The organism is Rhizobium sp. L51/94 (genome assembly GCF_019355555.1).
Taxonomy (GTDB): domain Bacteria; phylum Pseudomonadota; class Alphaproteobacteria; order Rhizobiales; family Rhizobiaceae; genus Rhizobium; species Rhizobium rhododendri.
The window spans coordinates 1,205,793-1,226,143 of the sequence record NZ_CP072142.1; the positions used below are offsets into that span (position 1 = coordinate 1,205,793).

General features: G+C 59.0%; 18 protein-coding genes and 1 pseudogene. 15 read left to right on the forward strand and 4 right to left on the reverse strand.

Annotated elements, in window-relative coordinates; genetic code table 11:
- The first annotated feature begins 161 nt into the window (after positions 1–161).
- The 4 genes from J5274_RS23470 to J5274_RS23485 are packed head-to-tail and all read left to right on the forward strand — an operon-like array spanning position 162 to position 4,062.
- Positions 162–1,307 (forward strand): extracellular solute-binding protein, encoded by a 1,146-nt coding sequence (locus J5274_RS23470; RefSeq protein WP_219275309.1) that lies wholly within the window; start codon positions 162–164, stop codon positions 1,305–1,307.
- A gap of 10 nt (positions 1,308–1,317) precedes the next feature.
- Positions 1,318–2,184, forward strand: a complete 867-nt coding sequence (locus J5274_RS23475; protein ID WP_224129356.1) for an ABC transporter permease — start codon at positions 1,318–1,320, stop codon at positions 2,182–2,184.
- The gene (locus J5274_RS23480) at positions 2,181–2,993 is read left to right on the forward strand and encodes an ABC transporter permease (RefSeq protein WP_142831816.1); all 813 of its coding nucleotides are present in this window, start codon (positions 2,181–2,183) and stop codon (positions 2,991–2,993) included. The genes J5274_RS23475 and J5274_RS23480 overlap by 4 nt, the downstream gene beginning before the upstream one ends.
- A gap of 28 nt (positions 2,994–3,021) precedes the next feature.
- Positions 3,022–4,062, forward strand: coding sequence for an ABC transporter ATP-binding protein (locus J5274_RS23485; protein WP_142831817.1), 1,041 nt, complete (start codon positions 3,022–3,024; stop codon positions 4,060–4,062).
- 47 nt (positions 4,063–4,109) lie between these two features.
- Here the strand turns inward: J5274_RS23485 and J5274_RS23490 are convergent, their stop codons facing one another.
- Both J5274_RS23490 and J5274_RS23495 read right to left on the reverse strand, forming a co-directional pair.
- On the reverse strand, positions 4,110–5,375 hold the full coding sequence (locus tag J5274_RS23490; RefSeq protein ID WP_224129354.1) for an ROK family transcriptional regulator: 1,266 nt from the start codon (positions 5,373–5,375) through the stop codon (positions 4,110–4,112).
- A 55-nt stretch (positions 5,376–5,430) separates the two neighbouring features.
- Positions 5,431–6,297 carry a sugar phosphate isomerase/epimerase gene (locus J5274_RS23495; RefSeq protein WP_224129352.1) on the reverse strand — a complete coding sequence of 289 codons (867 nt, stop codon included), beginning with the start codon at positions 6,295–6,297 and terminating at the stop codon, positions 5,431–5,433.
- A gap of 294 nt (positions 6,298–6,591) precedes the next feature.
- Here J5274_RS23495 and J5274_RS23500 point away from each other — a divergent pair, with 294 nt between their 5' ends.
- The 7 genes and pseudogenes from J5274_RS23500 to J5274_RS23530 all read left to right on the forward strand — a co-directional run.
- Positions 6,592–7,662, forward strand: a complete 1,071-nt coding sequence (locus J5274_RS23500) for a Gfo/Idh/MocA family protein (RefSeq protein ID WP_219275310.1) — start codon at positions 6,592–6,594, stop codon at positions 7,660–7,662.
- Positions 7,659–8,612, forward strand: a complete 954-nt coding sequence (locus J5274_RS23505) for a carbohydrate kinase family protein (RefSeq protein ID WP_142831820.1) — start codon at positions 7,659–7,661, stop codon at positions 8,610–8,612. Before J5274_RS23500 ends, J5274_RS23505 begins: the two co-directional genes overlap by 4 nt.
- 683 nt (positions 8,613–9,295) lie before the next feature.
- Entirely contained in the window at positions 9,296–11,251 is a 1,956-nt protein-coding gene (locus J5274_RS23510; RefSeq protein ID WP_209185972.1) for a PhoX family phosphatase, read from the forward strand.
- Between the two features lie 647 nt (positions 11,252–11,898).
- Positions 11,899–12,339 (forward strand): YqaA family protein, encoded by a 441-nt coding sequence (locus J5274_RS23515; RefSeq protein WP_142831822.1) that lies wholly within the window; start codon positions 11,899–11,901, stop codon positions 12,337–12,339.
- Between the two features lie 510 nt (positions 12,340–12,849).
- Positions 12,850–14,292, forward strand: coding sequence for an ATPase domain-containing protein (locus tag J5274_RS23520; RefSeq protein WP_209185973.1), 1,443 nt, complete (start codon positions 12,850–12,852; stop codon positions 14,290–14,292).
- A complete protein-coding gene (locus J5274_RS23525) occupies positions 14,289–15,341 on the forward strand; it encodes a sensor histidine kinase (protein ID WP_209185974.1) in 1,053 nt (350 codons plus the stop codon). The genes J5274_RS23520 and J5274_RS23525 overlap by 4 nt, the downstream gene beginning before the upstream one ends.
- 307 nt (positions 15,342–15,648) lie before the next feature.
- Positions 15,649–15,840: pseudogene (locus J5274_RS23530) on the forward strand (helix-turn-helix domain-containing protein); the annotation flags it as partial.
- On the opposite strand, the gene J5274_RS23535 reads toward J5274_RS23530, so the two are convergent.
- On the reverse strand, positions 15,835–16,017 hold the full coding sequence (locus tag J5274_RS23535) for a hypothetical protein (protein ID WP_219275311.1): 183 nt from the start codon (positions 16,015–16,017) through the stop codon (positions 15,835–15,837). The pseudogene J5274_RS23530 and the gene J5274_RS23535 overlap by 6 nt on opposite strands.
- A gap of 344 nt (positions 16,018–16,361) precedes the next feature.
- Here J5274_RS23535 and J5274_RS23540 point away from each other — a divergent pair, with 344 nt between their 5' ends.
- Positions 16,362–17,918, forward strand: a complete 1,557-nt coding sequence (locus J5274_RS23540) for a Fic family protein (protein WP_219275312.1) — start codon at positions 16,362–16,364, stop codon at positions 17,916–17,918.
- Positions 17,919–18,050: 132 nt separating this feature from the next.
- Here the strand turns inward: J5274_RS23540 and J5274_RS23545 are convergent, their stop codons facing one another.
- Positions 18,051–18,731 carry a TetR/AcrR family transcriptional regulator gene (locus J5274_RS23545; protein ID WP_219275313.1) on the reverse strand — a complete coding sequence of 227 codons (681 nt, stop codon included), beginning with the start codon at positions 18,729–18,731 and terminating at the stop codon, positions 18,051–18,053.
- A gap of 123 nt (positions 18,732–18,854) precedes the next feature.
- Between J5274_RS23545 and J5274_RS23550 the strand changes: the two genes are divergently transcribed.
- The 3 genes from J5274_RS23550 (at position 18,855) to J5274_RS23560 (ending at position 20,107) form a co-directional block, all read left to right on the forward strand.
- Positions 18,855–19,091, forward strand: coding sequence for a hypothetical protein (locus tag J5274_RS23550; RefSeq protein WP_219275314.1), 237 nt, complete (start codon positions 18,855–18,857; stop codon positions 19,089–19,091).
- A gap of 257 nt (positions 19,092–19,348) precedes the next feature.
- On the forward strand, positions 19,349–19,714 hold the full coding sequence (locus tag J5274_RS23555; protein WP_219275315.1) for an HlyD family efflux transporter periplasmic adaptor subunit: 366 nt from the start codon (positions 19,349–19,351) through the stop codon (positions 19,712–19,714).
- 39 nt (positions 19,715–19,753) lie between these two features.
- Complete coding sequence (locus J5274_RS23560; RefSeq protein WP_219275316.1) at positions 19,754–20,107, forward strand: ketopantoate reductase family protein; 354 nt, start codon at positions 19,754–19,756, stop codon at positions 20,105–20,107.
- Positions 20,108–20,351 lie beyond the last annotated feature (244 nt).

Genomic DNA, 20,351 nt, shown 5'->3' on the forward strand with positions numbered 1-20,351 from the left:
ACTTCTCCATGGAAATTCTGCTCACACTCTCCCTTGACATCGCCGATAAAATTCATGGTAAGTATTTAATTAGAGCAGGCGGAGATCTGCAGCCACCGGGAACGACCAGGGCAACATATCGGCATGCAAGTCATTTCACAGCCCGAAAAATGGAGGATAGCATGAACATTGGAAGACGTGAGTTTCTGACAGCAACGACAGCTTTCGGTGTCGGAATCATGGCCGGCGGCATCCGCATCGCCTCGGCCGCCCCGGGCGTTCTGGATATCTTTTTCAACAGCGACACCAACGTCATCGATTTTTGGACCCAGGTCGTCAAGCCAGGCTTCGAGGCGGCCAATTCGGGTGTGACGCTCAATCTTGTCGCCGGCGGTGGCGGCTCGGCCATGAACACCTTGGCCGACCGTGCAATGGCGGCCTTCCAGGCCAAGAAGGACCCACAGGTCGATATGCTGGAGGCGGTGACGCCCTTCTATCCGACCGATTCCATCAAGGCCGGTCTCTGGGTCGATTTCAGCAAGGCCAATCTTCGAAATTACGCCAAGGTCGACCCCGTCGTCCTTCAGGATACGACGCTTCTGCCCTATCGCGGCTCGCAGGTCGTGTTGATGTATAATGGCGACAAGGTTGCCAAGGCACCACAAACCTTTCCGGAACTGGTGGCCTGGATCAAGGCCAATCCGGGTCAGTTCGCCTATGCCCGTCCCGACCTCGGCGATTCCGGCGCCTGCTTCATCGAGCGCGCGCTGCAGGAAGTCACCGGCAAGAAGCCGGAGCTTTTCCAGCCGGAAAACTACTCCGCTGATACAGCGACGCCGATTTTCGAGAAGGTGTGGCCACTCCTCAAGGATATTGCACCCTCGCTCTACAATGGCGGCGAATACACGTCCGGCAATACAGCGTCGATTCAGCTCCTGGCGAGCAGCGCCGTCACGATGACGGTCGCCTGGTCCGACATGGCGCTGCAGGCGATGAGCCAGGGCGTGGTGCCGCCGACGACCGCGATTGCCCAACTCCAGGATTTGGCCTTCACCGGTGGCTTCTCGGGGATCGTGGTGCCAAGCGTCGCTGCCAACAAGGGCGCGGCGCTCAAGCTTGCGGACTATCTGATTTCCCCGGAGGTGCAGAACCAAGTCGTCACGGCGCTCGGTGGCTTTCCCGGAATAAAATGGGAGTTCATGGCCGCCGAACTTCAGGCGAAATTCGCCAAGGTCGCGCCGAGATCCATTCCGGTCTTCCCGGCCACCTGGGAGCCGGCGCTGTTCGAAGCCTGGTATCGCAACGTCGCCTCGACCATCCAGCGCTGAGGCCCAGCCGATGGATGCCGCCGCCCGGACAATGACGGCAAAGCTTAAGGGCTTGCTCCTGATCGCCTTGCCCGTCCTGCTGATCGCCGTTTTTCTCTTCTATCCTGCCGTGCTGACGATACTCAGCACGGTGCTCAGGAAGTCGCCGGACGGTGGCACCAGGCTGACATTTTCCAGCTACGTCTTCTTTTTTTCCGACCCCTACAGTCTTGCCAACTTGATGCGGACGTTCTGGACCACCTTCGTGAGCCTAGCGCTCCTGATCGCGATCACCCTGCCAATCGCGCTCTACATGCGGTTTTCGCGCGGCTGGCTGGCGTCTCTCATCCAGGGGCTGGCGTTGTTTCCGATGTTCGTGCCGGGCATCATCGTCTGTTATGCGCTGATCCGCTACATGGGCCCGAATGGCTGGCTTCAGAGTCTTCTCACCAAGGTCGGGATCCCGGGCTACCACTCGCCCTACCTGACGCCCTGGGGCCCGGTGATCGGGCTGATCTGGGACGGCATGCCGCTTGCGCTGCTGATCCTCGTCTCCGGCCTGTCCAATATCTCCGACACGTCCATCGAGGCTGCAAGGGATATCGGCGCGCGCAAGCTGCGCATCCTGCGGAGCATCATCCTGCCGCAGATGAAGCACTCGCTGCTGATCGTCGCAGCGCTCAATTTCCTGGGCTTTTTCGGACAGGCGCTGATGCCGTTCATGCTGGGTCCGACCGCTCCGGAGATGATGGGCCCCTTTATGCTGCGTACCTTTGCCAGCGTCCGCGACCCCGTCCAGGCCGCCACGCAGGCGACAATCACCTTCATGATCTGCTCGATCGCCGGCCTTGCCTATGTGCGCTCGGTCTCGACCCGCCGCGCGGAGGACATCCGATGACCTTCAACCGCCGCGTCGACGTCTTCGGCTGGATCATCCTCGCCTTCCTCGTCCTGTTCGTCGCCCTGCCGATCCTCACGGTCTTCCTCTGGGCCTTTGCCGAGCAGTGGTTCTACCCGGCCATTTTGCCGACCAAATGGGGCCTGAAATACTGGTACGCCGTCCTGGGCCGACCGGAAGTCTGGGCCGCCTTCGTGACGTCGCTGCAGCTCTCGACGATCGTGACGGCCTTGTCGGCGTTGATCTGCCTGCCGGCGGCCTATGCCTTCGCGCGCATGAACTTTCCCGGAAAGGCCGGTTTCATGATGTCCTTCCTGATGGCCAATGCCTTTCCCCGCTTTGCCCTGATCATATCAATCGCGGTTCTGTTCCTCTCGATGAACCTGGTCGGGACCTATAGCGGGGTGGTCATCATCCAACTCCTCAACACGCTGCTGCTGATGATCTGGCTTCCGACGGCCGCCTTTAGGGCCGTCAGCCGTGAGATGGAGGAGGCGGCGCGCGACGTCGGCGCCGGGCCGTTCCGGGTCTTCTGGTCGATCACCCTGCCGCAGGCGCTTCCCACCATCGCCGCCGCCCTGCTGATGACGTTCGTGTGGACCTTCTATGAAACGGAAGGTGCCTGGCTCGTCGGGGCACCCCGTATCCGCACCATGCCGCTGCTGATGATGTCGATGATCAACAACCAGCTGGTCGTGCAGTATGGGGCGGTCCTGTCGGTCATGCTCTGGGTGCCGTCGCTGGCGGCAATCCTGCTTGCGCGCCGGGTCATCGGCGGCGACGCCTTTGCCAAGGGCCTCGGCGGCTGACGCGCAATCCAAGAGAAAGAAAATACGCATGGCAACGCTCCGCCTCGACAATATCTCCAAGATGTATGGCCCCATCAACGCCATCGAGCCGCTGTCCCTGGATTTTCCCGATGGCGAACTGGTGTGCCTGCTCGGGCCGTCCGGATCCGGCAAGTCCACGCTGTTGCGCATCATTGGCGGCTTCGAGAGCCCCTCGGGCGGCAGGGTGCTGATCGACAATTCAGACGTCGTGTCGACCCCGCCGGAACATAGGCCGACGGCCATGGTCTTCCAAAGCCACGCTCTGTGGAGCCACATGACGGTGTTCGAGAATGTCGCCTTCGGCCTGAAGCTGCGTAAGATGAGCAAGCCGGTCATTGCCGCGAAGGTCAAGGAAGCGCTTGATCTGGTGGGTCTCCAGAACCATGCCGACCGGATGCCGCGCCAGCTTTCCGGTGGCCAGCAGCAGCGCGTGGCGATTGCGCGCTGCCTGGTTCTCGAGCCGAAGATCCTGTTGATGGACGAACCCTTTGCCAGCCTTGACCAGCATCTGCGCGACCGCCTGCGCGAAGAGGTCAGGCAGATCCAGCGTAAGCTCAAGATCACAACGGTGTTCGTGACGCACGGCCAGGATGAGGCGCTATCCATCGCTGACCGCATCGTGGTGATGAGCACGGGGCGTATCGAGCAGGTCGGCAGCCCAAGCGAGATCTACGAAACACCGCAGACCGCCTTCGTGGCAAGCTTCATCGGCGACATGAACATGTTCGATTGCGCGGTCGATGCGGGGCGCATCCGGATCGCGGGGCTTGAGATCCCGACATCGGTCACAGCGGGCGCCGCAACCCTTGCGGTTCGTCCCGAAGACATCGTCGTCGAGGGTCAGACCGGCGACGGCGGCGTGCTCGTCACCCGGACCGTCAATCTCGGATCCTTCATCAAGGTGGAGAGCCAGGCGGACGACGGCACGATGGTGCGGATCCAGGTGCCGAAAAGTGCGGACATAGCCGAGGGACAGACACTGTCTATCCGCGTCTCGCGCTTTGCGCTGTTTCGCGAAGGCAAGGTCATCTCAACCGTCCCGTCCTGACGGCTGCAGGTGCAAGGCGCTCCCGCAATTGAGACGCGGCAGGGCTTTCAGACCGGCGACGCCCCGTCGAATGGACGTTCGTCGCCCAGCACCTGGCGGAAGTAGAGGTGACGGAAATTATGGCTCGTGTTGACGAAGATCGGCAGCATGGCCGCTCCGGTGACGGCCGCATCATGGATCAGGATCGCCGGCATCAGGCGCGGAAACGCGCGGTCGCGCCGGGCTGCCGGCGTCGGCCGGAGCGGGTAGGCGCGATCGACCAGCATCTCGACGATCGCGCGCGGCAGCGCCCCGCCCACCGCGATGAAGCCCGGGTCGAACATGACCTCGATGATCGCTGTCGCATCGCGCACCACGGCAGCCGCACTGGCCAGCCAGTTCATCAAGCGATGATCCCTGAGGGCACACAGGCGGTTGAGCTCATCGTTGTCGACAGTCTCCTCCGTCATGCCGCAGGCATGGGCAAGACCCGTCAGCGACAGGATATCCTTGGCGCCGGTCTCAGGCCAGACGGGCGATCCATCAAGACCGGCGATCGGCAGCAGCCCAAGCTCGCCGGCATTGCCACCGACGCCCTTGAACGGATAGCCGTCGATGATGAGGCCGGCACCTGTCCCGTGGCCGATGTAGAAATAGACGAAAGTGGCATCCTGTGCGCCTGACCGGTGGATGCGCTCGCCGATCGCTGCCGCGGTCGCATCGTTTTCCACCAGCACCTGCAAGCCGCAGAGGCTCTGCAGGTTCTCGACGAAGGGCACGTCGCGCCAGGCTTCCCAATGCTGCATGGAGAAATCAAAGTCGTAGACATCGGAGCCGAATGTCGGCAGCACGAGGCCGATGCCCCAGACCTTGCCGCGCGGAATAGCGTTGTCGTCCAGCGCCTGCGCGATGCCCTCGGCCATGCGGGCAACCGTTTCTTCCGGATCGCGGGTGTTGCACGAGATTTCCAGGCGCGCGCGCGCTCTGCGTTTCAAGTCGCAGATCATCAGCTGGCAATGGTTGCGGTCGATGTGGATGCCGACGGAAAAGCCAGCGTCGGCATGGGGTTCGAGGTAGATCTGCGGCTGGCCGCGAAGGCCGGACGAGCGCCCGGCTTCCGAAATAAGCCCCTGTTCCAGGAGTTCGCGGGTGATTGATGAAATCGTCTGCGGTTTCAGCCCGACAATGCCGGCAATCTCGACACGGCTGATTGGAGCGCGCTGGAAGATCGTCTCGAACACGAGGCGCCGATTGAAAATCCGCGCATCCTCGATGCGGCTGCCCGCGATCCGGACATCCTCATCCTTGATCGGCCTGTTGTCTTCCTGCTCCAAATCGCTTCCGCCTGCTGCCCGTTTTCCTGCCGCGCGATCGCCATGCGATACCGCTTCAGAGCCCGAGGCTTTTGAGCACCTTACGGTTATGAAGCGCAATCGGAAAAGGCTTTTCGGGCGGACACGGATACATATCCTGCTCGTAGACGACATAGCCGTCGAAATTCCGAGCCGCAAGGAAATCCCGCACCTCGCGAAAATCCACGATGCCCTTGTCGAGTTCGCACATCACGCCGGATTGGAAGCCCTTGATAAAATCGATATTCTCGTCGCGGATCTTGTTGAGTAGCGCAGGATCGACATTCTTGAAGTGATAGTAGGGGATCCGCTCGGCATAGCGCTTCATGAAGGCGAAGGCATCGGCGCCGGTATAGGCGTGATGGCCGAAATCGAAGCAAAGGCCGACAAGTTCGGCCGGCGTTTCCTCGACCAGGCGGATGACCTCTTCTTCCGTCTCGACGCCGGAGCCGACATGCGGGTGAAACAGGAGATGCAGGCCGTGTTCCTCGGCCACGTAGCGAGCGGCTTCCCTGACAGTCGTCACCATTCCCTTCCAGGCATCCGCCGAAAGCGCGCGCTGCCCGCCCGCCGGAGGAAGGTCCGAATCGTCCATCAGCACGACCCACTCCGACCCCATCGCCTTGAGCAGGCCGCAAGTTTGCTCAAGGCGCGGTCGCAAAGTGTCCATCGCATCCCTTGGCGCAAGAAGATGCACCAGAGCCGACCCGCATACGGAAAGTCCTCTGGCAGCCAGTTCGTCGGTGAGACGCGCGGGATCGGTCGGCAGGTAGCCCCAGGGCCCGGTTTCCGTCCAGGTGAAGCCGGAATCGCGCACCTCGTCAAGGTAACGCGTCCACGGCGTCTGTTTCGGGTCATCCGCATACCATACGCCCCAAGCGTCCGGAGCCGTCGCAACCTTCATCGTTTCCATCTCCATCGAGAATTAAATCCTCGACACATCTTCTATTCCAGAACAGCAAGTTGGGAAAGGGAGTCCATGCTTTTTCTTTAACTTTAGGACTTTTATAGGAGAACGGGAGCATTCCCCAGCCGCGATCCCCTTAAATTGTCCAGAATTCAGGATTTTTCGGATTGATAAAATCCTCAATGCATATTTATTATGTAACAGGCTCGCCGCAGTACGGGCCCCGCATCACTACGGTGCGAGTCTAAGGTCTGCGCCGATGCGGCGCCCCGAGTGAAAAGGTAAAAAAACGTGCTCAGACTTGGTTTGATCGGCCTTGGGGAAGTGGCTCAACTCATCCACCTGCCGATTTTGCAGCGACTGGGAGACCAGTTCGCTCTGGCTGGCGCCTATGACCCGTCCCCGTCTGTCGCCGAAGCGATTGGCGCGCGCTGGAACATCGCCCGGCTATTTTCCACGCCCGGCGCGTTGATCGCCTCAGGCGATATCGACGCCGTGCTGGTGATGAGCCCCGACCAGTATCACGGCCGCCATGCCCGCGCGGCCTTGGAAGCAGGCAAGCATGTCCTGGTCGAAAAGCCGTGTTGCCTGACGCAGAGCGACCTCGACGAGCTCGATGCCACGGCACGGGCCTCCGGCCGTGTGGCGATGGTCGGCTACATGCGGCGATACGCCCCTGCCTTCCTTGAGGCAAAAGCACGCCTACCGAAGCTCGACGACATCACCTATGTGCGCGTGCGCGACGTCATCTGCGAGGGGCCGTGGTTCTTTCGGCAGACCGACCGGGTCATCACGCCGCAGAACGACATCGCCGCGGCTCTTGTCGCGGAAAGCCGTGCGCTGCGCCAGGCGATGGTTGCCGATGTCTGCGGCGCCGATGCGCCGTCCGATCATGTCACTGCCTATTCCGTGCTGACGGGCCTGTCATCCCATTCCCTGTCGGCCATGCGTGACCTTCTCGGCGTGCCCCAACGGGTTATCGCGACAGAGATCAAGCAGGGCGGCACACAGATCACCGCGTTGTTTGACTACGGTCACTTTACCGCGCTCTACGAATGCATGATTGGCGATGTCGTGCGTTTCGAGGCGGGCTTCGAAATCAACACGCGAACCGGACGTCTCGCATTCGAATATCCGACCCCCTATATCCGCAATCTGCCGATGACGCTTGATATCCAGGCGTCCACGGAGAAGGGCAACGTCCTCACGAGACTCGGTCCCTTCTACCAGGATCCGTTCGACGCCGAGCTGCGCGCCTTCCATACGGCGGCAACGCAAGGTGGAGAGAACCGGACGCCGCCCGCAGAATCCAAATTTGACCTGGCCCTGTTTGAAGCCATGATAAAAGCGGCGGCGCGATGAATATCGGGACCCCTCTGGCCGTCATCGGCAATGTGAATGTCGATCTGATACTGGGGCCCGCAAGCCCCTGGCCCCGTCCCGGCACGGAGGTCATCGTCGATCATGACGAGCTGCGGGTCGGAGGTTCGGCTGGCAATACAGCGCTCGCCTGGATGGGTATGGGGGTGGACTTTGCGATTGCCTCCAGCACGGGTGAGGACATGTTCGGGGAATGGCTGCGAAGCGCGTTCGGTTCCTACGCGGAGACATGGGTGCGGGCGCCCGACAGGACGGCGATCACAGTCGGTGTGACGCATCCAGATGGCGAGCGGACCTTTTTCAGCACGCGCGGCCATCTTGGCCGGTTCTGTATCGACGATGCATTGGTGGCGCTCGATGCACGACGGCTGAAGGGAGGACATCTGCTGCTGTCCGCAGCTTTCCAGACCGAGACCCTGGCCCGCGACTACGACCGACTGTTCGATTGGGCAGACCTACACGGTATCACGACATCGATTGATCCCGGTTGGCCTGACGGGGGCTGGACCGCGGCGAACAGGGCACGAACGATGGCCTGGCTGGCCCGGGCTGGCTGCGCCCTGTTCAACGAGGCTGAGGCACTGGGTCTATCAGGTCTTGAGAGCGTTGAAGGCGCTGCCGCCCAGTTGAAGACGCATATGCCCGCCGGTTCGCTTCTTGTCGTGAAATGCGGGCCGTCGGGGGCGATTGGCGTCGATGCGCGGGGAGCCCTTCACCGCACTGCGGCGCCGCATGTCGATGCGGTGGATACGGTCGGCGCAGGCGATATTTTCAATGCCGCCTTCCTGGCTGCCCTGAGCGCCCAAAACGCTTTTCCCAATTGCTTAGAGAGGGGCGCTGCCGTGGCTTCCCGAGCCATCTCGACGTCACCGCGCCAATATGATGTCGGCCTGCCTCACGGCAGCGGCCCCAAGGTACTGCGCCCGGCCTAGTCTGGGACGGTTTCAAACCGCGCTGCCGCGTGGCCCATTGCGGCTCCAGTCGCCGAGGCTGATCACGGCTCGTCAATCGAACGGGCCAACCCGTCGTCGTGTTACGGCCAATGGCGTGACGTTGCGGCGGAGGCGTCGAGATGGGTCAGGAGGGAGTCGACCGCGTCCCTTTTCGCTCGGCGCAAGGGCGATTGGCCATCCCCGCTGCAGGGCGATTTGCTCCAGCCGATACCCGAGGGAGACGAGCACTCGCCAGAAGGCAGGCTGCCCGGCCCAGAGAAGACAGGATTTTCAACTTGCCGCATAGGCCAAAACCAGAGCCTCTCTAGCCTAGAATTGAAAGGGGAAATGACGGTCCGAAAACGGGGCTCAAAATCCTAACCTTTGAGTTAGGTTTCATATGCCACGCCACATTCAGACGGGAGAAGGCGGCGAATTTTCCAAGTCACAGGGTGTGAAAACTTTCACCGCCCCCACATTGCAAGGACGGTGAGGGAAGCGCTCCGTGATCGACGCTTTCCGGTATCCGTCCTTCGACCGGGACAAAAAAGTGCTAGGCTCCACTTCATCAAGACGTCCTGCAATCCCGCTATCCCACCAGACAATAGGCTCGCAGTCCGTCCATTGCTCATGGCGAACGCGGTCGCGTCGGGTCATGACCCGGCATAAACGGAGGGTATCAAATGTTGGAATCCACCCACTCTACGCGTCGCCAGGCCCTGAAATTCCTCGCTAGCGTCCCCATGCTGCCACTCGGCGCTTCGGCCGCCAGCTCGCTTCTCGCTCTCGGCGCGGCGCGTGATGCCGCCGCCGCGCCGTCAAACTTTGTCTCGGCAACGTTCAGCTCGATGGCCGCGCCCTCTTTGGCGGATCCGGCGGCCATGGCGACCACGACCGTTGCTTCGCAGCTGACGGTGACGCTCGAAGACGGAAATACGCAGGCGTTCAAGCTGTCCTATCAGCCCTTCTTCATGACGGGTGACATGGTGCCGGACGGCAAGGGCGGGGAAATCCTGGCCGGCGGCTACTACGATATCCACAACAAGCCGATCATCGACACTTCGGTACCGGGCAGGGAGCGCCAGTTTTTCTCCGACTGTCCAGACGGGACTTCGCTGCTGGCACCGATCGCCGGCGCGAAGGTCGATGGCGTCAAGGGCAATACTGTATTCGCCGTCGTCCAGTTCGAGTACATGTCGCGCGACCAGAAAGGCGACGACACCTATGGCCGCATGCCCTCGCCAATCGCCGTCCTGACACTCGATCAGGATCCGGGCACCGGCAAGCTCGGCCTGGTCAAGTACCACAACGTCGACACCGCTCAGGCGCATGGTCTTTGGATCACCTGCGGCGCCAGCCTCTCGCCTTGGAACACCCATCTGTCGAGCGAGGAATACGAGCCCGACGCCTTCGCGGCCTCATCGAACAAGCAGCTCCTGGCCTATAGCAAAAATCTGTTTGGAGACGAGAAGGCTGCAAATCCCTATCATTACGGTCACCTGCCTGAAGTCAGGGTCAATGCCGACGGAAGCGGCACGCTGACCAAGCACTACTGCATTGGTCGCATCTCGCACGAACTGGTGCAGGTGATGCCTGACCGTCGCACGCTGTTGATGGGCGACGATGCGACCAATGGCGGCCTGTTCATGTTCGTCGCCGACAGGGAAGCGGACCTTTCCGGCGGGACGCTCTACGTTGCCAAGCTCGGCGGCACCCTGTCCACCGACACAGCAGCACCGGCCGACACGATCACCTGGATTAAGCTCGGCCATGCCACCAGCGCGGAGATCGAGAAACTCGCCGACACGGTGAAGCCTGAGGCCATCATGGAGATCGCCAAGGAGGATCCCAAAGATTTGCGCTACGCGCGCATCGCCATGAGTGGATCCTTCCATTGGGTGAAGCTCGCGCCAGGCATGGAAAAGGCCGCGGCCTTCCTGGAAACACACCGCTATGCAGCGCTTATGGGCGGCAGCATGGCCTTTACAAAAATGGAAGGCACCACCGTCAACGCGAAGGACAAGTTTGCCTACTCGGCGATTTCCTACATCAAGGACTCGATGGTCAAGGGCGGCAAGGGGTGGTACCAAACGTCAGGCATCGGTTTCGACAAGCCTCTCGAGGCAGGCGGTATTCTCGCGCACTCCATGGGTGGTGCCCAGAAGGACAGCGGCGGAGAGGCGATCGCCAGCGAATGGGTGCCGTTTGAGACCCGATTTGTCCTGACGGGCGAGGATATCGCTACCGACGAACTTGGCAACACTGCCAATCCCGACAAGATCGGCAATCCGGATAACATCAAGTTCTCCGAGCGCCTGCGCACCCTGTTCGTCGGCGAGGACAGCGGCATGCATGTCAACAACTTCCTGTGGGCCTACAATGTCGACAACAGGCAGCTGTCGCGCATCATGTCGATGCCGGCCGGCGCGGAATCGACGGGCCTCCACGCGGTCGACGAACTCAATGGCTGGACCTATGTGATGAGCAACTTTCAGCACCCGGGCGACTGGGAGAAGCTCCACGCCAAAGTGAAGGATAGCCTCGATCCGCTGGTTCGCGCCAACTACAAGGACCGCTTCGGCGCGGCCGTCGGCTATCTTACGGCGGATGCGACCGGCATCAAGCTCGGGAAAGCCTGATGCGGCCAGCGGGCGCCGGACATTTTTGGGCGGGCGGCGCTGTGACGGCGCAGCCGATCGTCGGCAAAACCGAGCGGCCTTGAATGCCTGAGCAATCACGGGCTTTCGGCGGTTCAGCCCAATATTTGGGCCTGGGGCAAGACCGGCGGTGGTGGTCATCGATTGCGCCTCTTGCAGAGACCGCACACCCTTGCCGTTTTTCTCAAGACAACCTGTGGACGGGAAGGAGCCCTTCTGGCGCCTCTCTCGTTGCTTCTCAACTTGGCACGGGACGCCCTTTCCTAAGAGAGACAACCGACAGGCCGACCTTGGTCCCCATCCGCTCGCAGATCGCCTTCCGTTTGCCGGGCTGATTTCCCGACGAGACCTCGCTGGCTGAGACAGGGATTAAGTCCGATTTTAGAGAGCCAGGCCAATCACAATTCAAGGGAATTCTATGACGCCGGGTTCGCAGAAAGCGTTATCCGCTTGGCGGCCATTGCGCGAGGAATTTTGGCGCTCGGATTCGATTCTGTTCCCGTGGATGTTCTTCGGAGATGACTATCCCCTCCTGTCGCATTACATGGCCTCGGTCCTTGGTGCGCCTGTCCTGACCGACGGGATCATTGGAGGTGAAGCTCCTCGCAAACTCGTAGATTGCTGGAAAAATGCTGAATATTGCCGCCTATGCGGGCCTGTTCTCAACGGCATTCATTGCTGCCACCATCTTCCCATTGCAGTCTGAAGCTGTTCTGGTCGGCATGCTCCTTTCGACAAAATTTTCGGTCGTGGGCGTGGTTATCGTTGCATCTGTTGGCAACACTCTCGGAGCCATGGCGAACTGGTTTCTTGGGCGGTGGATAGAGCGCTTTAGAGAGTATCGCTGGTTCCCGTTGAGCGACAAGGGATTGGAACGCTCGATAAAATGGTATCGGCGATACGGCAAATGGTCGCTTTTACTGTCATGGATGCCAATCGTCGGCGATGGCCTCACCGTTATCGCTGGTGTTCTTCGGGAGCCACTTCTTACATTCACAATCCTTGTTGCCATCGCGAAAACCGGGCGTTACGTCGTGCTTGCGCTCGCTACCCTTCACCTGATTGGTTGAAGGATGTTTTGAAGCGAGAAGAGATATCACCGACATGCTGTCTTTCGACGTCACCCAATCGAACACGGCTGATCAAAAAGCGACCGCAGCAGGCACCCAACGGAACTTCACGCGCCTGTCGCTCAACTCTTGCAAGAGAGCGCTTAGCCAAGCAGACCGTCCGCTTCGAGTAAGATGAGGGCATCGCAACGCCTTCGCCTCGACCATGCGTAGCTTTCGCTCTGCGATAGCCCCGGACAGAGACAGTCAATTTTACCCGATGAACGCATACACGCGATTTCAGTCAGTTTCCGGCTGACCCAACAATACGCGCCCAAAATTCTCGGCAGAGATCCTGCGGGCGCAATCCGATTGCCTCCATGACAGGCATTGTTGAAAATTGTGGCTGGCGGGCGCGACCCCGGAATTGAAGTTCGCAGAAAGGTGAATATAAGAAGAGAGCGGCTCTTCCCTGGACGATGCGCGCCACCGATTTCCAATTTGCGCCAAGCATTGCAGCGGAAGACGAACATGCCCAAACAGAAAAAGCCTACTTTTGTCAGTACGGGAATTACCGGGCTCGATGAGATTTTGCGCGGCGGCCTGCCAGCGTCGAACCTTTATATGCTGCAGGGAGCGCCGGGATCGGGTAAAACGACAGCCGCTCTGCAATTTTTGCGTGCAGGTGTCGAGGCCGGCGAAAGCTGCATATACGTCACGCTCTCGCAGACCGCCGCAGAGCTTGAAGCTATCGCCATTTCGCACGGGTGGACGCTCGATGGGATCCGGGTCGAGGAACTGTCGACATCCGGTACCGTCAACGAAGCGGACGATCAGAGCATCTTCCTGACGGCCGATCTTCGTCTGGACGAAACGAGAAAAGCTATCGAAGCGGCGATCGAGGAACACAAGCCGCGCCGTCTCGTCTACGACTCCCTTCTCGAAATCAGGCTCATCACCGGCGATAGCCCCCGTTTTCGCCGCGAGTTGATTGGCTTTAAGTCATTCCTTGCCAAACAGAACGTCGTGGCCTTGCTGCTCGATACCCAGACCGCTGGCCCCGACCGCAGTGGCGAGGAGGTCGAGGGGCTTGCTCATGGTGTGATCCGGTTTGACAAGTCGCTCGAGGAATATGGCGGTGTGCGCCGCCGCATCGAGGTCTCCAAGATGCGCGGCGTACCGATTGCCGACGGATATCACGACATGGCTATCCGCGAAGGGGAGGGCGTCCTCGTGTTCCCTCGAATTATGTCCAGCAAGGCGTCGGAAAATCCGAAGCCGCAACTGATCAAATCCGGTGTCGCAGAGCTCGACGAAATGTTTGGGGGAGGCCAGGAGGCCGGGACCACGACACTCGTCATCGGGCAGTCGGGCACCGGCAAGTCGACGATGTCATCCCTCTACGCCACAGCAGCGCTCGAGCGCGGTGAAAGTGTGGCGCTGTTCCTGTTCGAGGAGCGGCTGGAAACCTTCTTCCGCCGTTCCGAGGGCCTGGGTATGGAACTGAGGCAGTTCCATAAAGACGGCAAACTCATCTTGCGAGATTTCAATCCCAATGAAATCTCGCCGGGAGAGTTCGGCCAGATCGTCCAGGATGCGGTCACACAGAACAAGTCGAAGGTGGTGGTGATCGACAGCCTGACGGGATACCTAAATTCTCTGCCGCACCGCGAGAAAGCGGTGCGCGATATCCAGTCCCTCTTGAAGTATTTGGCCCGCTCCGGTGTCCTGACCATGTTGATTGTCGCTCAACACGGCTTGATAGGCCAGAATGTTGGCATAGATGTCGATGTCAGCTTTCTTGGCGATACCGTCCTGCTGTTGCGGATCATGGAGCATGAGGGGCGACTGCGCCGGAATATAACCGTGGTCAAGAAGCGCCACGGCCCGCATGATCTCAATGTACGTGAACTGCTGATCGAAAGCGGTAGCGTCAGCGTGGTTGCCTATAATCCGCTTCCAGATCCAAAATGAATGATGTTCCAACCGACAGCGAGCTGGACTGGGTGCTCGTCCTGGCTCCCTTTCGCAAGGATGCCGATTACATTGCAGCATTTCTTCGGGAACAGATGATCGAGGTCATGCCCGCAAAGGCCGGCGACGAGCTGGGTGAGCACCTAGCCCGTTCGCCCGGCATCATTGTCATTACCCATGAGGCGCTCAATCCAGAGGCAGTTGCGCGCATTGCGGAGCATCTTGCAGAGCAGCCCGACTGGTCGGAAGTACCCATCATCGTCCTCCTGGAACGTAGCGCGCCGATTGCACGAATCCGTGTCCAATTGCAGAATTCCTGGCCCGGAGCACGTCTCCTGTTTCACACGCGCCCAATAGCCCCGCTGGAACTTGTGAACGGGATCCAGTCAAACCTCCTGGTACGACTGCGCCAACGTCAGGTCCGAGATTCCATCGAGCGCGAAAGAGAGCTTCGTCTGGAGCTCAATCACAGGGTAAAAAACATCCTGGCAAGCGTTGGCTCGATCTTTCAGATGACTCGACGCGGAGCCACAACCGTCGAGGACCTCGCCAGCAATTATACCGGTCGCCTTCAAGCGCTTTCCGACGTGCATACGGCCGTTTTCGAAGCCGGTGGCGAGGAGGTCGCGCTTTCCGCAGTGGTTGACCTGACTGTCTCTCCTTACAACAAGGATGGCGTGAGCCGCATAAAAGTCAGTGGGCCGGGCATCGTCGTCAGTCGCAACGCTGGAACGACGATAGCGCTGTGCCTGCATGAGCTCATCACCAACGCCATCAAATACGGTGCGCTCTCCCGACCTGAGGGGCATGTAGAGATCGTCTGGACATTCGCAAAAGACGACAGTTCCGATTTCTCCGTGAACTGGACCGAAGTGGGCGGGCCCATGGTTCGCGAGCCGACGCGGCAGGGATACGGCACGCGATATGTGAGGTCTGCGTTGGGATCGCTGTTCGGAACGGCTCCCGAAATCGTTTTTGCTCCAGGTGGCTTCCGATGCAGCGTAAGCGGTCCGGTGAAAAGGATTTCGAGCGGCACCACAGGTTCATGACCATTTCCGCAAGCGGCGCGTGATCGAGATTTCTCGTAATACTTTTGCAGATAGTTGTTGGCCAAGGATCGATTTAGCCGCCTGCGCGTTCCTTTCTCTCGCGTCAAAAGGACACCGTTAAGTGGCCCTATTTTCTTTTTAGTTCCATAACCTACCTTACGCAGCTTTGACATGTAGCTAGTAATGCGACAGTTGAGCCAGTTAGAGATGCGACAGTCTCGCCTTTCGATGCACTGGTCAACATCAATGTTGGGAGCAAGGATGACGACGTCCAGCCTGGTGGAGACCAGGAGCGAACGGAGTCGTCATGTCCTGTTTGATCACCATGTCGCAGAAAGAATTGCATCGCCTCGAAGTCATCCAGAAGATCCGGGATCATCGCTTGAGTGTAGTTCAGGCGGCCGAACTGCTTGCTCTCTGTCGCAGCCAGGTCCACAGGCTGCTACAGGCTTATGACAGTGCCGGTTCGGCCGGCCTCTTGTCGAAGAAGCGATCACGATGTCCGCATACCTGAAAAGAGGCCGTCGCCGTCCTCCTCTCCATTGCTCTTGGCGGCGAAATGATCGTTGACCATGACGGAGACGTGCATCATCGCCAACACGGGATGGCGTCTGGCATTGCCCTCGGCGATGGGGGTGACGTACTTGGCCGCGATGTCGAACAGGACTGTTGCCATTGTCCGCATCGATCACGGCGTCCAGGAAGCCGTCGACATCGATGGTGCGCGTCTGAATGTTGCACAGGGGCCGCCAGGAGGGTCTTGGACGCTATTTGCAGTCAGTTCCTTCGCGCCGCTGCCGATTTCAAAATAATCAAAAAATCGCAGATCATGTTATTTATAATCAAATTTCCACACTAATAATCGATTTTCCATTTTTTTGTGTTTATAGCCGTAATCAATTCTCCGCAAAAACCGCACAAAATAACCGAAAATAAATGAAAGTAATCCACTCTCCACATTGACACGTGATGGTAATCGTATTTCCATATCTTTAATTGATTTCCTACACGGAGCCAATCATGACGTTCCGACCATTCCCCCGCATATTTCAGGAACGTTTGGTGCCGGCACGCGCCACCCTTGTCGGCTGGAGCGCTCTGATAACCGAATTTTCGGTAAAGGCTCCCTTGAAAACACCAACAGCCATTTCAGACGTCACCCTCAGGGATACCAAACGAGAGATGGACGGCTGGAAAATCTACGATGCACGCTATGCGCCCGCCAATACCCTCGCTGGTCACCTGACGTTCGCCCTACGTTACGAAGGCGTCGACTTGCTGATTCTCAAGCGTCTCCTTACCGCGGCACCAAAACGTGAAATCGAGGAATTGGTGCTCAGCGAACCGACGGGGGCGATGGCCCGCCGCGTCTGGTTTTTCTATGAATGGCTGACAGATGAAAAACTAAATGTTCCAGATGCCGGTCGCGGCAACTACGTCGATGCCATCGATCCGGCCGCGTATTTTACATCTCTGCCGGCCAATTCGACCCGCCACCGCGTGAGGAACAACTTGTTAGGCAACCGCGAGTTCTGCCCGATGGTAAGAAGGACGCCTACACTTGACAATGCTGTCGGCAGCCATTGGGACGTGCAGACAAAAGACCTGATCGGCGGAGTCAGCACAGGCGTTATCGCGCGCGCGGCCAGCTTCATGTTACTTGCTGACACACAGGCCTCCTATCAAATCGAAGGTGAACGCCCGCCCCGAAATCGGCTTGAACGATGGATGAGAGCCGTTTCCCAAGCTGGCAAATACCCACTTTCCGTAGATGAACTTGAGCGCCTGCAAACCATCGTTATCGAAGAAGACCGCTTTATAAAACAAGGCCTGCGTGACGAAGATGGATTTGTTGGTGTACGAGACCGAGAAAACAATCCACTGCCAGAATTCGTGTCAGCCCGACATGAAGACGTTAAAGCTCTTATTGAAGGCATAATCGATGCTGGGCAGAGAATGGCGGAAAGCGGAGTAGACGCCGTTGTGCAAGCGACTATTGTGGCGTTCGGCTTCGTCGCAGTGCATCCGTTCGTTGATGGGAACGGACGACTACACCGCTATCTGATACACCATGTACTTGCCGAACGCGGCTTCACGCCGGCAGGATTGATATTCCCAGTCTCAACTGTTCTGCTCGATCGCGAAGCCGACTACGCAGCGCACCTACGCAACTTCACCGGACCCCTTCTACCGTATATCGAGTGGGTGCCGACTGCGCAGCAGAACGTTTCCGTCCTGAACGACACCGCCGATCTTTATCGCTACGGCGATTATACATCCCTGTCGGAATTCTTATACGCGTGCGTCATCAGGACAATCGAAGAAGACCTTCCCAAAGAAATTGCATATTTGGCTTCCTACGACGAGGCGAAACAAAGAATACAGGACCTGCTGGAAATGCCAGATTCGATGATTGGCTCGCTTATTACGTTCGTTAGCCAGAACAACGGTCAACTCTCCCAAAAGCGAAGAAATAGGGAATTCGTGAAGCTGACGGACAAAGAAGTGGCCAACATCGAGCAGATCATTGCCGATGCGTTCGAGCCGGAAGATCACGAGAGCACACAAAATCACTGAGAACCCGCTGGCCGGTGATCGTACTCAGGACTCGTACACCACACCGCCGTCCAACATGTTCACGGGTAGAGTCGAAGGAAATTCGCAAATATAGTCGGCGCGCCTGAGGCCTCTCGGAAAACCTCCCTGATATCAGCCTCTGCCCTCCTTCTCGGCAGAACCCCTCGTCTTCGCCATACACCCGCAAAGAAAGATTCCTGCGCATAGCTCGGCCCGCTGCCGTACCTCTTCTAACGAGGGAGGCTTTTTCTGATTGAGCATCACACCGCGTTGAGGCTCGAACACCATCATTCCACGGAGCATGCCGCCCGCCAGGGAGATGTCGGCGATAGCGATTTCTCCCGTCCGGCAGCGAGATTGCAGCCACCCCTCGACGACCTTGGAAGTACCCAGAATCGCCCGTTTGTAGAAAGCGTCTGCGACCTCCGGAAAGCGGTCGGCCTCCGTAACAACGAGCTTGTAAATGCCGATCGTATCGAGATCGAGAGTTAGCCGGCCCAGTACCTCCAGCAAGTGGACGAGGCTCGTATGAATGTCAGCAGACGGTTGCTGGCCTGTACTGGCTTCCAAGGTGAAGCGCTCTATGCGACCCGCGCAAACGCTCTCGAATAGGTCCGATTTGGCGGGGAAAAGCCTATACAGTGTCTTCGTAGAGACCCCCGCTCCTTGAGCGATATCGGCCACGCACGTCGCGGCGTAGCCCAAGTCGTTGAACATGCGACTGGCTGCTTCCGTAACCACCGACCGGGTCTCATCATCCGAGCGAACCCGCGGCCTTCCGCGCGACCTCTTCTTCTCAATAATTTCTACCATGACAGTTTTCCAAATTCCGATTGACTTCTGCAACATGCCTCCTATTTTGGAAAACAACACGTTTCTAATAACACAGTTGTCCGCAGCCTCTCCATGACGGCGACCTCACTGAGGAAAGCACAGATGGATGAGACGCTGTACCTGGTCGACAAAGGTGGCCCCGCCTCGCTTGAAACGGTCAATGAGGTAAAGATCAACGATCCCTCCCACAAAGAGACTGCGTCCCCAACCCCGACCGACGTGGCCGTATCGACACCTGCGAGCCGCAAGGGCGGCGGTCGCCTCGTCCTGTTTGCTGGGGGCAGCGTCGTTCTGCTGGCTGCTAATGAATTCGGCTGTCTATGCGTCAGGAAGGCCTGATCTGGCATCAAGTTTGTGATAGGCGTGCGTCTAGGAAAAATCCTTAGAATAAGGCCGAGGTCGTCCAAGCGGACGCGGATGAAAATCGCTTCCGGAACCTGGTAGCAACGGGCGCGACATCGGCAACGATTTATTCGAGGGCAAAGGCTGCGGCCGACGTTTCCCACGCGCAGCTCGATGCAGCGCAAGCGCAGGTTCGAGTCACCGAAAACACCTCAAGCTACTCTGTCCTGACCGCGGATGCCGACGGGGTCGTCGTGGAGACGCTGGCAGAGCCTGGGCAGGTCGTGGCCGCGGGCCAGACGGTCGTGCGGCTGGGAGCGTCGGGCCCGCGCGAAGCGACCATAAGTCTGCCCGAGACGTTTCTGCCTTCCATCGGCTCGAAGGCCACTGCGGTTGTCTTCAACGGCAAGGTCTCCGGAGAAGCCATGCTGCGGCAGCTTTCGAATTCCGCGGACCTCCAGACAAGAACGTTCGAGGCTCGCTATGTCCTCGGTGGCCTCGCGTCTGACGCTCCGCTAGGCTCGACCATAGACATCGCAGTTCCAGACAACGGTGTCGCCAACGCGCTGCAAGTGCCGCTCGCGGCTGTTTTCGATATAGGCGGTGGCCCCGGCATCTAGATCGTCGACGACAAAACGTCGAGCGTCTCGTTCAAGCGGGTGGAGGTCGCGGCTATCGGCGTCGAGACCGCTACCGTTTCCAATGGGATCAAGCCCGGCGAGCGTTTCGTTTCACTGGGAGCCCATCTTCTGCACGAGGGTGGACTTGTGGTCAAAAGTCCGGCTGGCGATGTCACAAACCTCAAACCGCCAACCGTCACCGCTGACAAATTGGATACGCCGTACGACCTCATCGTGTTGAGCTGCAAAGCCTATGATCTTCAGGCTGCAATCAATGACCTGACACCTGCGGTCGGTCCCTCAACTCGTATTTTGCCGCTTCTCAATGGCATTCTGCATATGGATATTCTTTCCAGTAGATTCGGAGCGGAACACATCCTTGGCGAGACTTAACGTTTCGGGACAGCCAGCAATCGACCTGCCTGCCGATCTCGGAGAGGGGCCGGTGTCTCTACTCGGAAAGAAATTGCTTTCATTATGCGATGCGGAACAAATGGTTAGATGAATGCGTGTCACCCTGCATGTGCGATACTCCCCCGAAAGGAGGGGGAAGGCGCGGGCCAAGCCGGCCCCGACACTGAACGCCCGGCCGATACCGAGCAAGCGTCGTGGGACGCTGCAGGGCAATCGGCCGGGC